11 protein-coding genes are annotated in these 12,264 nt (G+C 73.5%); 8 read left to right on the top strand and 3 right to left on the bottom strand.

Translation table 11 applies throughout. From position 1 onward, the window contains the following. Nucleotides 1-6 precede the first annotated feature (6 nt). Nucleotides 7-747: a MerR family transcriptional regulator gene (locus tag AB0N29_RS14040; RefSeq protein ID WP_364868046.1), complete on the bottom strand. Its 741-nt coding sequence runs from the start codon at nucleotides 745-747 to the stop codon at nucleotides 7-9. 114 nt (nucleotides 748-861) lie between these two features. Here AB0N29_RS14040 and AB0N29_RS14045 point away from each other — a divergent pair, with 114 nt between their 5' ends. The 4 genes from AB0N29_RS14045 (at nucleotide 862) to AB0N29_RS14060 (ending at nucleotide 6,783) form a co-directional block, all read left to right on the top strand. Next, nucleotides 862-2,073 (top strand): acetyl-CoA C-acetyltransferase, encoded by a 1,212-nt coding sequence (locus AB0N29_RS14045; RefSeq protein ID WP_364867588.1) that lies wholly within the window; start codon nucleotides 862-864, stop codon nucleotides 2,071-2,073. Nucleotides 2,074-2,125: 52 nt separating this feature from the next. Further along, nucleotides 2,126-4,351 (top strand): 3-hydroxyacyl-CoA dehydrogenase NAD-binding domain-containing protein, encoded by a 2,226-nt coding sequence (locus AB0N29_RS14050; RefSeq protein ID WP_364867590.1) that lies wholly within the window; start codon nucleotides 2,126-2,128, stop codon nucleotides 4,349-4,351. Between the two features lie 205 nt (nucleotides 4,352-4,556). Beyond that, nucleotides 4,557-5,288 carry an ABC transporter ATP-binding protein gene (locus AB0N29_RS14055; protein WP_364867592.1) on the top strand — a complete coding sequence of 244 codons (732 nt, stop codon included), beginning with the start codon at nucleotides 4,557-4,559 and terminating at the stop codon, nucleotides 5,286-5,288. Beyond that, nucleotides 5,263-6,783, top strand: a complete 1,521-nt coding sequence (locus AB0N29_RS14060) for a hypothetical protein (protein ID WP_364867594.1) — start codon at nucleotides 5,263-5,265, stop codon at nucleotides 6,781-6,783. The genes AB0N29_RS14055 and AB0N29_RS14060 overlap by 26 nt, the downstream gene beginning before the upstream one ends. A 55-nt stretch (nucleotides 6,784-6,838) precedes the next feature. Here the strand turns inward: AB0N29_RS14060 and AB0N29_RS14065 are convergent, their stop codons facing one another. Then, entirely contained in the window at nucleotides 6,839-7,390 is a 552-nt protein-coding gene (locus tag AB0N29_RS14065) for a hypothetical protein (protein WP_302268671.1), read from the bottom strand. Nucleotides 7,391-7,430: 40 nt separating this feature from the next. Between AB0N29_RS14065 and AB0N29_RS14070 the strand changes: the two genes are divergently transcribed. From AB0N29_RS14070 to AB0N29_RS14085, 4 genes are read left to right on the top strand one after another with little or no spacing between them, the layout of a single operon-like run. Beyond that, entirely contained in the window at nucleotides 7,431-8,690 is a 1,260-nt protein-coding gene (locus AB0N29_RS14070; RefSeq protein ID WP_364867597.1) for an acyl-CoA dehydrogenase family protein, read from the top strand. After that, nucleotides 8,687-9,481, top strand: coding sequence for an SDR family NAD(P)-dependent oxidoreductase (locus tag AB0N29_RS14075; protein WP_364867599.1), 795 nt, complete (start codon nucleotides 8,687-8,689; stop codon nucleotides 9,479-9,481). The genes AB0N29_RS14070 and AB0N29_RS14075 overlap by 4 nt, the downstream gene beginning before the upstream one ends. Beyond that, nucleotides 9,478-10,575, top strand: a complete 1,098-nt coding sequence (locus tag AB0N29_RS14080) for a phosphotransferase family protein (protein ID WP_364867601.1) — start codon at nucleotides 9,478-9,480, stop codon at nucleotides 10,573-10,575. The genes AB0N29_RS14075 and AB0N29_RS14080 overlap by 4 nt, the downstream gene beginning before the upstream one ends. Continuing rightward, on the top strand, nucleotides 10,575-11,243 hold the full coding sequence (locus AB0N29_RS14085) for a histidine phosphatase family protein (protein WP_364867603.1): 669 nt from the start codon (nucleotides 10,575-10,577) through the stop codon (nucleotides 11,241-11,243). Before AB0N29_RS14080 ends, AB0N29_RS14085 begins: the two co-directional genes overlap by 1 nt. Nucleotides 11,244-11,391: 148 nt before the next feature. Here the strand turns inward: AB0N29_RS14085 and AB0N29_RS14090 are convergent, their stop codons facing one another. After that, nucleotides 11,392-12,150, bottom strand: a complete 759-nt coding sequence (locus AB0N29_RS14090; RefSeq protein WP_364867605.1) for an SDR family oxidoreductase — start codon at nucleotides 12,148-12,150, stop codon at nucleotides 11,392-11,394. Between the last annotated feature and the right edge of the window lie 114 nt (nucleotides 12,151-12,264).

Below are 12,264 nucleotides of genomic sequence, written 5' to 3' on the forward strand. Positions count from 1 at the left end.
GCGGTCCTAGGACCCCCGGCCGGCGCGCGCCTCGATGCGGGCCCGGCGGTCGGAGTCCATCGCGGCCTCGTACGCCGCGACCAGGCTCGCGATCGACAGCGGCTTGAGCCGCTCCACGACCTGCTGGATCCGCTCGGGCGGTGCCCCGGCCTCCTTGTACGCCGGCCACACCATCGTCCGGAACAGCTCGTTGAGCTCCTGGGCGATCTGGCGCCCGTGCGCGGCGTACACCTGGGCCGCCGCGACGGCCGCCTCCGTCGGGAACCCGAGGTCGACCAGGCCCAGCCCCACCTGCAGCTGGGAGGCGGCCACCTCGAACCGGCCGCGCCGCGGCCGGCGGACGATGCCCAGCGCCTCGAGCGTGGCCAGCGCGTCGTCGTCCAGCGCCCGCCCGGCCCGCTTCTCCAGCTCCGCGCGCGACATCTCCACGGGGACGTCCGCCTGCCACGGCGCGAGCATCGCCCGGTGCAGGGCGATGTCCTCGGGGGCGGCGTCCTCGGGGATCCCGGCGAGGTACTTCTCGATCGCGGCCAGGGTGAACCCGTGGCCCTGCAGTTCGCGCACGAGCTCCAGCCGCGCCACGTGGTCGGGGGTGTAGTAGCCGCTGCGGCCGCGCCGGATCGGCGGCGGGACGAGCCCCTTGGTCGTGTAGAAGCGCACGTTGCGCACGCTCATCCCGACCCTGCTGGTGAGCTCGTCGAGCGTCAGCAGCTCCCGAGCGGCCTCCAGCCGCTCCTCCGTCTGCATCACGTGCGCTCCTCTCGTGAGCCAGACCACAACCAGCCCGCCCTTGACCGTGACACCGATGGTGTCACAATCGGGGGACCACCATCACAGACGCACCCAGACGCTAGGACGGTCATGGCAGAAGCATTCGTGTACGACCACATTCGTACGCCGCGCGGCAAGGGCAAGGCGGCCGGCTCGCTGCACGAGGTCAAGCCCGTCGACCTCGTGGTCGGCCTGCTGGACGAGATCAAGTCGCGCAACCCCTCCCTGGACCCCGAGCGCGTCGACGACGTCGTCCTCGGCGTGGTCTCGCCGGTCGGCGACCAGGGCGGCGACATCGCCAAGACGGCCGCGCTGGCCGCCGGCTACCCGGACACCGTCGCGGGTGTGCAGCTCAACCGCTTCTGCGCCTCGGGCCTCGAGGCCGTCAACCAGGCCGCGTCCCGCGTCCGCGGCGGGTTCGAGGACCTCATCCTCGCCGGCGGCGTGGAGTCGATGAGCCGCGTGCCGATGGGCTCCGACGGTGGCGCCTGGGCCTCCGACCCCGCCACCGCGCTGAAGACCGGCTTCGTGCCGCAGGGCATCGGCGCCGACCTGATCGCGACGATCGAGGGCTTCAGCCGCAACGACGTCGACGCGTACGCCGCGGAGTCCAACCACCGCGCCGCCAAGGCGTGGGCCAACGGCTACTTCTCCGACTCCGTCGTCCCCGTCCGCGACATCAACGGGATCACCGTCCTGGACCGCGACGAGCTGATCCGCCCCGACACGAGCGTCGAGAGCCTCTCGGGCCTCAAGCCGTCCTTCGCCCAGATCGGCGCCGACGCCGGCTTCGACGACGTGGCGCTGGAGAAGTACCACTGGGTGGAGAAGATCGACCACGTCCACCACGCCGGCAACTCCTCGGGCATCGTCGACGGTGCCGCGATCATGGCGATCGGCAGCGAGGAGGTCGGCCAGCAGCTCGGCCTGACCCCGCGCGCCCGCATCCTCGCGACCGCGGTCTCCGGCGCCGACCCGACGATCATGCTGACCGGCCCGGCCCCGGCCGCCCGCAAGGCGCTGGCCAAGGCCGGCCTCGAGGTCGGCGACATCGACCTGTTCGAGATCAACGAGGCGTTCGCCGCGGTGGCCATGCGCTTCATGCGCGACATGGGCATCACCGACGAGATCACCAACGTCAACGGTGGCGCGATCGCGATGGGCCACCCGCTGGGTGCGACCGGCGCGATGATCCTCGGCACGCTCGTCGACGAGCTCAAGCGCCGCGACCTGCGCCGCGGCCTCGCCACGCTCTGCGTCGGCGGCGGGATGGGCATCGCCACCATCGTCGAGGTCGTCTGACCGCGCGCTGCTCCTCCCGACACCGATCTCACCTGAACGAACAGGACTCCGAATGACCACCAGCACCACCGAGCAGACCGCTGTCCGCTACGAGCGCGACGCGGACGGGATCGTCACCCTGACCCTCGACGACCCGAACCAGTCGGCGAACACCATGAACGACCTCTACATCTCCTCGATGAAGGCCGCCGTCGAGCGCCTGCACGCCGAGGTGGCCGAGGACGAGCAGAGCGTCACCGGCGTCGTCGTGGCGAGCGCGAAGAAGACCTTCTTCGCCGGCGGCGACCTCAAGAGCATGGTCACCGCGACCCGCGAGCAAGCCGGCGACGTGTTCGCGATGGCCGAGGACGTCAAGTCCGCGCTGCGCCGCCTCGAGACCTTCCCCCGCCCGGTCGTGGCCGCCATCAACGGCGCCGCGCTCGGTGGTGGCCTCGAGATCTGCCTGGCCACCAACCACCGGATCGCCGTCGACGACTCCTCGGTCGTCGTGGGCCTCCCCGAGGTCAGCCTCGGCCTGCTCCCCGGCGGTGGCGGCGTGACCCGCATCGTGCGGATGTTCGGCCTCCAGGAGGGCCTGATGGGCTTCCTGCTCGAGGGCAAGCAGTTCAAGGCCGCCCAGGCCAAGGAGAAGGGCCTGGTCGATGAGCTGGTCGCGACCCGCGAGGAGCTCGTGCCGGCCGCGAAGGCGTGGATCAAGGCCAACCCCGAGGCGAGCAAGAACCCCTGGGACGCCCCCGGCTACAAGATGCCCGGCGGCAGCCCGAAGTCGCCGGCGCTGGCCGGCTTCCTCCCGGCGTTCCCGGCCCTGCTGCGCAAGCAGACCAAGGGCGCGGTGTACCCCGCCGCCCGCGCGATCCTCTCGGCCGCCGTCGAGGGCGCGCAGGTCGACTTCGACACCGCCTCGCGCATCGAGTCGCGCTACCTGACCCACCTGGTCACCAACCAGGGCTCGAAGAACATGATCCAGGCGTTCTTCTTCGACCTGCAGGCGATCAAGTCCGGCTCGCTGCGCCCGCAGGGCATCGAGCCGTGGAAGGCCACCAAGGTCGGCGTGCTCGGCGCCGGCATGATGGGCGCGGGCATCGCCTACGTGTGTGCCCGGGCCGGCATGGAGGTCGTGCTCAAGGACGTCTCCGACGAGAACGCCGCCAAGGGCAAGGCGTACTCGGAGAAGATCAACGCCAAGGCCGTCTCCCGCGGCAGGCTCAGCGAGGAGAAGTCCGCCGAGATGCTCGGCCGGATCACCGCCACCGGCGACCCCGCCGACCTGGCCGGCTGCGACCTGGTCATCGAGGCCGTCTTCGAGGACCCCTCGCTCAAGGCGAAGGTCTTCGCCGAGGTCGCGCCGTACGTCAACCCCGACGCGCTGCTGTGCTCGAACACCTCCACCCTGCCGATCACCGAGCTCGCCGAGGGCGTCGACCGCCCCGCCGACTTCATCGGCCTGCACTTCTTCTCGCCCGTCGACAAGATGCCGCTGGTCGAGATCATCAAGGGCAAGGAGACCTCCGACGTCGCCCTGGCCAAGGCCTACGACGTCGTGCAGCAGATCAAGAAGACCCCGATCGTCGTCAACGACAGCCGCGGCTTCTACACCTCGCGCGTCATCGGCTTCATGGTCAACGAGGGCATGGCGATGCTGTCCGAGGGCGTGCAGCCCTGGACCATCGAGCGCGCGACCACCCAGGCCGGCTACCCCGCGCCGGTGCTGCAGCTCTCCGACGAGCTCAACCTCGAGCTGATGGACAAGATCGCCAAGGCCACCCGAGCGGCCGCCGAGCGCGACGGCCAGGACCTGGCCGAGCACCCCGGCACCGCCGTCGTGACCCGCATGCTCGAGGCGGGCCGGGCCGGCCGCCTCCGCGGCAAGGGCTTCTACGAGTACGACGAGGCCGGCAAGCGCCAGTCGCTGTGGTCGGGCCTGGGCGAGCTGTTCCCGGTCGCCTCCGAGCAGCCGTCGATCCAGGACTGCAAGGACCGGATGCTCTTCGCCGAGGCGCTGGAGACCGCGAAGTGCTTCGAGGAGGGCGTCATCACCTCGGCGGCCGCCGCGAACATCGGGTCGATCATGGGCATCGGCTTCCCGCCGATGACCGGTGGCGCCGCGCAGTTCATGACCGGCTACGAGGCTCCGGCCGGGTCCGCGGCAGCCGGCGAGATCGGCCTCGCGGCGTTCGTCAAGCGCGCCGACGAGCTGGCCGAGACCTACGGCGACCGGTTCCGCCCCACGCAGTACCTGCGTGACCTCGCGGCCTCGGGCGGTTCGTTCCCCGCCTGATCGGCTGCTGCTCGGCCCGCTCGGCCCGTGGTGGTGCAGGGGTCCCCGGTGAACCGGGGACCCCTGCGCTTACCGGGGTAGATCTGCCCCGGCAAGCAAGGGACTGCCCCGGGAAGCACGCGCCCGACCGCCGCCGACCGCCCCCGAGCGGCCCGACCCGCCGCATCCCGCCGCGCGAACGGCCGGCGCGGGCGACAATGGGTCGGTGACCCTTCCCCCCGGCGGCCACCCGGTGCAGGTGCGCGACCTGCACGTGCGCTTCGGCGAGGTCGAGGCCGTGGCCGGGGTCGACCTAGTCGCGGAGGCGGGGCAGGCGACCGCCCTGCTGGGGCGCAACGGCGCCGGGAAGTCCACGACGATGCGCGTCCTGGCCGGCGTCGTGCCGCCGACCTCGGGGACGGTCACCGTCGCGGGGCACGACGTACGCCGGGACCCGCTGGCGGTCAAGCGCGCCGTCGGCTACTGCCCCGACGTGGGCGGGCTCGTCCCGCGGGCCACCCCCTGGGAGCACCTGCAGCTCGCGGCGCGCCTGCGGCGGCTGCCCCGGACCGACCCCGGCTGGGAGGACCAGGCCCGCGACCTGCTCGAGCGCTTCGAGCTCGGCGACGTGGCGCACCGGGTGACCGCGGGCTTCTCCCACGGGATGGGCCGGCGGCTGTCGGTGGTGCTCGCCGTCCTGCACCGGCCCGCGGTGCTGCTGCTCGACGAGCCGTTCGACGGGGTGGACCCGATCGGCGTCGAGGCCACGATGGACGCCATCGACGACGCCCGCGCCCGCGGTGCGTGCGTCCTGGTCTCCACCCACCTGCGCGAGCTCGCCGTGGAGGCCTGCAGCACGGTCACGGTGCTGCGCGGCGGCGCCCGGGTCGCCACGGCCGACGCCGCCGACATGACCGGCGAGGAGGGTGCCCGTGCCTACCGCGGCCTCCTGGACTGACACCACCCGCGCGCTCGCCGATGTCGGGCACCTGGTCCGCTTCCGCGCCGCGACGGTACGCCGCCGGGGCGCGGCCGCCTGGGTGACCACGGCGTTCGTCGGGCTGACGGCCGCGGCGGCCGTCGTGCCGGCGTACGCACCCGGCGCCGGCGGCCCCGGTCGCGCCTTCGAGGTGCTCCTGCTGCTGCCGACCGCGCTGGCGGGCTTCCTCGGCCTCGTGGTCGTCTCGGCGGTGGCGTCGGGTGGCGGGCGGGAGCTCCTCGACCGCGACCCGGCCGCCGTGCTGCCGGTGAGCCCGACCACCGACCACCTGGGCGCGCTGCTGCTGGCGCCGCTCAACATCGCCTGGCTGCTGCAGGGCTGGACCCTGCTCGGCACCACCGCCTACGCCCTCGGCCCGGCGGGCCTGGCCCCTGCCCAGGCGGTGGTCCTGGTGTGGCTGGCCGTGGCCACCGCGCTCGCCCAGGTCGTGGCCTGGACCTTCGAGGGGGTGCGCCGGACGCGGCACGGCATCGCGGTCGTGCGCGTGGTGACCGTCGTCCTGCTCGGCGCCGCGCTCGGGCTGCAGGCCGCCGGCGCGCTGGTGCCGCTGCTGGACCGGCTGCCGACGCGCCAGGTCGTCGTCGGGATGGTCGGCGGGGTGTCCTGGTCGTGGGCGGCGACCATCGCCGCGCTGCTCGTGGCCTTCGTCGTCGCGGTCGCCCTGGGCGCGGTGCCGGCCCACCTGGCGGCGCGGCGCACGCCCCGCGACGAGGTGGGCGTGGAGTCCGGTCGGTACGCCGCCCGCCGGCTGCCCCGCTCGGACCTGGCCGCCCTGGTCCGCACCGACCGCGGGTCGGTGTGGCGCGCGCTGCCGATGCGCCGGGGCATCGCGGTGCTGGCCGTCGGACCGGGCGCGGTGGCGCTGCTCGGCGACCTGCCCTGGTCGACGATGACCGTCCTGCCGGGGCTCGTCGCCTCCGGCGGCGCCCTGCTGTTCGGCGTCAACGCCTGGTGCCTGGAGGGCCGCGGGGGGCTGTGGCGCGAGAGCCTGCCGGTGGCCCCGGGGACGGTGTTCGCCGCCCGGGCGTGGGTGCTGGCGGAGTTCCTGCTCGTCGCGTCCGGGGTCACCGTGCTGCTCGCGGCCGTCCGGGCCGGCGTGCCGTCCCCGGCGGAGCTGACCGCGCTGGTGTGCACCGTCCTCGTGGTCACCGTGCAGGTGGTCGCGGCCGCGATGCGCTGGTCGGCCCGCCGCCCCTACGCCGTCGACCTGCGCTCCGCCCGCGCCACGCCGGCCCCGCCGCTGGCGATGGTCGGCTACTCCACGCGGCTCGCGGTCTCCACCACCCTCACCGGCCTCGTCTTCTCCGGCCTGGCCCGGGTGCCCGCCTGGGAGGTCTCCGCGCTGGTCGCGGTGCCGTTCGTGTGCTGGTCGCTGGTCCGGCTGCTGCGCGCGCGTGCCCTCTGGCTCGACGCCCCCGCCCGGGCCCGCGTCGTGATGACCGTCGCGGGGTGACCGGGAGGGGTGTCCAGCGACCACACGGTCGCTGAGGAGGGCAGCGACCGCGCCCTCACCCCGTGGTGGGGGTCGCGGAGGCCGAGCAGTCGGCCTGGGCGTCGGTGAGGGCGGCGACGGCGGGAGAGCCCCAGTCGCCGGTGAGGGTGCCGACCACGGCGTCGCGGACGGCGTCCTCGTCGAGGGCGTCGCGCAGGCACGCGGCGTACTCCCGCCAGTCGACCTTGCCCTTGGTGAAGGCGACCTGGGCGCGGGCGGACTCCTCGACGAAGTCCATGCACCCGAACATCGCGTCCACCCACTGCTCGGCCAGCGCCGGCTCGAGCGCGGGGGAGGTGGGGGCGACCGACCCGTCGACGAGGACGCCGGCGGCCTCGAGCTCCTCGACCGGTACCTCCGCGAGCAGCGCGTCGGCGAAGCACTCGCCGTCCGCGGTGTCGGTGGCGCTCGCGTGGTCGCCGGCGTACAGCGCGGCGAGGCCGTCGCGGACCTCCGCCGCGGCACCGGCCGGACCCGGCGCGGGCGCGCCGTCGGGGTCCTCGCTCCCGCCGGTGCACCCGGTGAGCGGGACGAGCAGGAGGGAGGCGGCGAGAGCTGTGCGCAGCACCCGGTGAGTCTCCCACTACTCGCTGGTTAGGGTGCGCGACATGGACTTCTCCCCGTCCCCTCGTGCCGCCGACCTGACCGAGCGCGTGCGCGCGTTCCTCGCCGAGGAGGTCGAGCCGGTCGAGCCGCGGTTCCACGCGGACCTGGCCGAGGCCCGCCGCACGGGCGACCCGTGGTCGCAGCCGCTCGCGCTGCTCGAGGAGCTCAAGGGGAAGGCCCGCGAGCGCGGCCTGTGGAACCTCTTCCTCCCGCACGAGCACGCCGGTGAGTACGCCGCGCGGTTCGGCACCGACGGCGGCGAGGGCCTGACGAACGTCGACTACGCCCCGATCGCCGAGCTGACCGGTCGCTCCGCGATCGCGCCGCTGGTCCTGAACTGCAACGCGCCGGACACCGGCAACATGGAGGTGCTGCTCCGCTACGGCAGCGAGGAGCAGAAGCGGGAGTGGCTCGAGCCGCTGCTCGACGGGCGGATCCGCTCGGCGTTCACGATGACCGAGCCGGGCGTCGCCTCCTCCGACGCCACCACCATGGAGGCCACCGCGGTCGTCGACGGCGACGAGGTCGTCATCAACGGCCGCAAGTGGTGGTCGACCGGCGTCGGCCACCCCGACTGCAGGATCTTCATCTTCATGGGGCTCACCGACCCCGACGCCGACCGGCACCGCCGGCACTCGATGGTGCTCGTGCCCCGCGACACCCCGGGCGTGAGGATCGAGCGGCTGCTCGACACCATGGGCATCCACGACGAGCCGCTCGGCCACGGCGAGGTGTCCTTCACCGACGTCCGCGTCCCGGTCTCGAACATCATCAGCGGCCCCGGCGAGGCGTTCGCGATCGCCCAGGGGCGGCTCGGCCCGGGCCGGGTGCACCACTGCATGCGGCTCATCGGCCTGGCCGAGATGGCGCTGGAGCTGGCGTGCCGGCGCGGCCTGGAGCGCACGGCGTTCGGCAAGCCGATCATCAACCTCGGCGGCAACCGCGAGCGGATCGCCGACGCCCGCATCGCCATCGACTCCGCCCGGCTGCTCGTCCTCAACGCCGCCTGGAAGCTCGACGTCGGCGGCCCGCTCAACGCGCTGTCCGAGGTCTCCCAGATCAAGGTCGCCGTGCCGAACATGGCCCAGCAGGTCATCGACATGGCCATGCAGCTCCACGGCGGCGGCGGCCTGTCCAGCGACTTCCCGCTGGCCGCGGCGTGGACCGCCGCCCGCGCGCTGCGCCTGGCCGACGGTCCCGACGAGGTGCACCGCGGGGTCGTCGCGCGCCTCGAGCTCGGCAAGTACGGCGCCAAGCGATGACCGGGTCGATGACCGGCCAGGGGCGGCGCGTCCTCGTCACCGGCGCGGCGTCCGGTCTCGGCAAGGCGCTCACCGAGGCGTTCCGCGCGCGCGGCGACGAGGTGCTGGCCACCGACCTCGCCGAGGGGGCGGACCTGCGCCTCGACGTCACCTCCGGCGACGACTGGGCGGCCGCGGTCGACCACGTCGGGCGCACCTGGGGCGGCCTGGACGTCCTGGTCAACAACGCCGGGGTCGCGGGCGGCGGTCGGCTCGACGTCGCCACGCTCGACGAGTGGCAGTGGATCACCGAGATCAACCTGTTCGGTGCGGTGCGCGGCACCCGGGCGTTCGTCCCGCTGCTCAAGCGGCAGGGCTCGGGGCGGATCGTGAACGTCGCCTCGCTGGCCGGCCTGGTGCACCCGGGCGGGATGGCGTCGTACAACGCGGTCAAGGCGGCCGTCGTCGCCCTCACCGAGACCACCGGCCACGAGCTCGCGTCGTACGGCGTGACCGCGCACGTGGTGTGCCCGTCGTACTTCCGCACCAACCTGATGACCTCGCTGCGCGGCCACGACACCGCGCTGGCGGCCGTGATGAGCAAGCTGGTCGAGGAGTCGCCGACCACCGCCGAGGAGGTCGCCGCGGCGGTCCTCGAGGGGATCGACCGGGGCGACGAGGTGATCCTCCCGGACCAGGCGGCCCGGGACGCCTACGCGCTCAAGGTCGGCGACCGCGCGACGTACGACGCCGTCATGCGCGCGCAGGCCGCCAAGCTCGACCGGATGGGCAACGAAGGAGCACCTGCATGAGCACCGAGGGCACGCGCGACGGCAACCCGGCCAAGCCGGTCCGCGAGGAGGACGCCTTCGACGCGGCCGCCGTGGCCGCCTGGCTCGACGAGCAGGGCGCGGGCGTGGGGACGATCGACGAGGTCCGCCAGTTCAGCGGCGGCGCGTCGAACCTGACCTACCTGCTCGTGGCCGGCGACCGCGAGCTGATCCTGCGCCGCCCGCCGTCGGGCCGGAAGGCCGCCGGGGCGCACGACATGGGCCGGGAGTACCGCATCCAGTCTGCGCTCGCGCCGGTCTTCCCCTACGTCGCCGGCATGGTCGGCCACTGCACCGACGAGGCGGTGATCGGCTCGGAGTTCTACGTGATGGAGAAGGTCCCGGGCCTGATCCTGCGCTCGGAGTTCCCGCGCGAGGTGAGCGCCGAGGAGGCCGACGCCCTGTGCGAGCGCGCCCTGGACGTGCTGGTCTCGCTGCACTCCGTCGACGTGGCCGCGGTGCCGGAGCTCGCCGCGCTCGGCCGCGGCGAGGGGTACGTCGGCCGGCAGGTGCGCGGCTGGGTCGGCCGGATGGCCGACGCCCGCACCGAGGACACCGGCGACTGGTCCGACGTGGTCACCTGGATCGAGCAGCACCAGCCCGCGGACGTCGCGCAGGTGCTGATCCACAACGACTTCCGCTTCGACAACCTGGTGCTCGACGACGACCGCGGTCGGCTGGAGGTCCGCGCGGTGCTCGACTGGGAGATGGCGACCGTCGGGGACCCGCTGATGGACCTCTCCTCGACGCTGGCCTACTGGGTGGAGGCGGCCGACGACGACCTGTTCCAGCTGTTCCGCCGGCAGCCCACGAACGCGCCGGGGATGTGGACCCGCGACCAGCTGGTCGAGCGCTACTGCGCACGCATGGGCTTCGAGATCAGCGCGGACCAGCGGCTGTTCTACGAGGTCTTCGGGCTGTTCCGGCTCGCGGTCATCGCCCAGCAGATCTGGTACCGCTACGTGCACCGGCAGACCACCAACGAGTCGCACGCGGTGCTCGGCCAGGTGGTGGCCTACCTCGAGGCGCGCTGCCGCCGGCTGCTCGCGGAGCACGGCTCCGGCGCTCCGGCCTGATGGGCCTCCTGCTGCTGGTCCGCCACGGCCAGGCGTCCTTCGGGGCCGACGACTACGACGTGCTCTCCGCGACCGGGCACGAGCAGGCGCGCCTGCTCGGCGCCCAGCTCGCCCGCCAGGGCGTCACGGCGGACGTCGTCGTCCGCGGCGACATGCGCCGGCACCGCGAGACCGCCGAGGGCGTGCTCGAGGGCGCCGGCTGGTCGACGCCGGTCGAGGTCGACCCCGGCTGGGACGAGTTCGACCACCTCGGCGTTGTCGCGGCCCACCCCGACCTGGCCTCGCCGAGCCTGGACCGGCGCGAGTTCCAGCGGGTCTTCGAGGAGGCGACCGCCCGGTGGACCTCCGGCGCCGACGACGCGGCGTACCCCGAGCCGTGGGCGGGCTTCCTCGGCCGCGTGCGCGGCTCGCTCGAGCGGGCCTGCGCCCAGGCCGGCCCCGGCGGCACGGTCGTCGTGGTCACCTCCGGCGGCCCGATCGCCGTGGCCGCCGCGTCGCTGACCGACCCCGACGGCGACGCCGTGACGACGGCCCGGCTGTGGGGCCGGTTCAACACGGTGGTGGTGAACTCCTCGTGCTCGCGCGTCGTGGTCGGCTCCACCGGCGCCCGGCTGCTGACCTTCAACGAGCACACCCACCTCGCGGGGGAGACCCTCACCTACCGGTAGCCGGGTCCGCTCCGCCGGTGGGTGGCAAGGAAGGCCGCGGAGCGTCAACATCCCAAGTCAACTTGGGATGTTGAAGGTTCCCTGCCATCGCAATGGCCGCGGAGCGGCTGGATCGGCCGCGGAGCACCCCGGTACGGCGCCCCACCCGTCACATGAGCTTCTTGAACACCCCGAGCGGCGCGTGCTTCATGACCACCGAGAGCGGGGCCCAGGGCAGGCGCGGCACGCAGGCGGAGTCGACCTCCTTCTCCACGGCCTCGACCATCGCGCGCACGCCGACGTCGGTGGGGACCATCATCTTGGTCCGCTGGGCGACCTTCTCGTTCATCTCCGAGGCGATGTAGCCGGGGTAGAGCACGGTGACCTTGACGGTCCGCCCGAGCGGCTTGCCGTGCAGCTCGTTGCGGATGCCCTCGGCGAGGTAGGCCGCGCCGATCTTGGTGGCGGCGTACGTCGTCATGGTCTTCGGCATGCCGCGCATCGCGGACATCGACGACACCATCACCAGGTGGCCGGCCTGCTGGTCGCGGAAGGCCTCCATGGCGGCCTCGGTCTGGGTGAGCGCGCCGACGAAGTTCGTCATCGCCGTCTCCTTGTTGGCCGCCTGCCCGCCCGTGCCGAGGGGCGCGCCCTTGCCGAGCCCGGCGTTGACGACGACGCGGTCCAGGGAGCCGAGGTCGCCTCGGAAGGCGCGGAAGGTCTCGAAGACCGCCTCGTCGTCGAGCACGTCGAGGGTGCGCGTCTCCACGCGCCGGTCGGGGTGGGCCGCGAGGATCTCGGCCCGCAGCTCGGTGAGCCGCTCCTCCCGGCGGGCGCAGAGGGCGAGGTCGTTGCCGCGCGCGGCGAACTGGCGGGCCATCTCCGCGCCCAGCCCGCTGGACGCGCCGGTGATGAGGATCGTCGTCATGGCGCGGAGTCTGCCCTGCGCGCGGAGGAGCGACGCAGGCGCCCGGGCCAGGTGCATACGTGGTATACATACCGAGTATTTAGGCCCGTTCGGCAGCGCGCCGACGCGGGTCGC

This window comes from Nocardioides sp. NPDC092400 (assembly GCF_040684155.1).
Lineage (GTDB): Bacteria > Actinomycetota > Actinomycetes > Propionibacteriales > Nocardioidaceae > Nocardioides.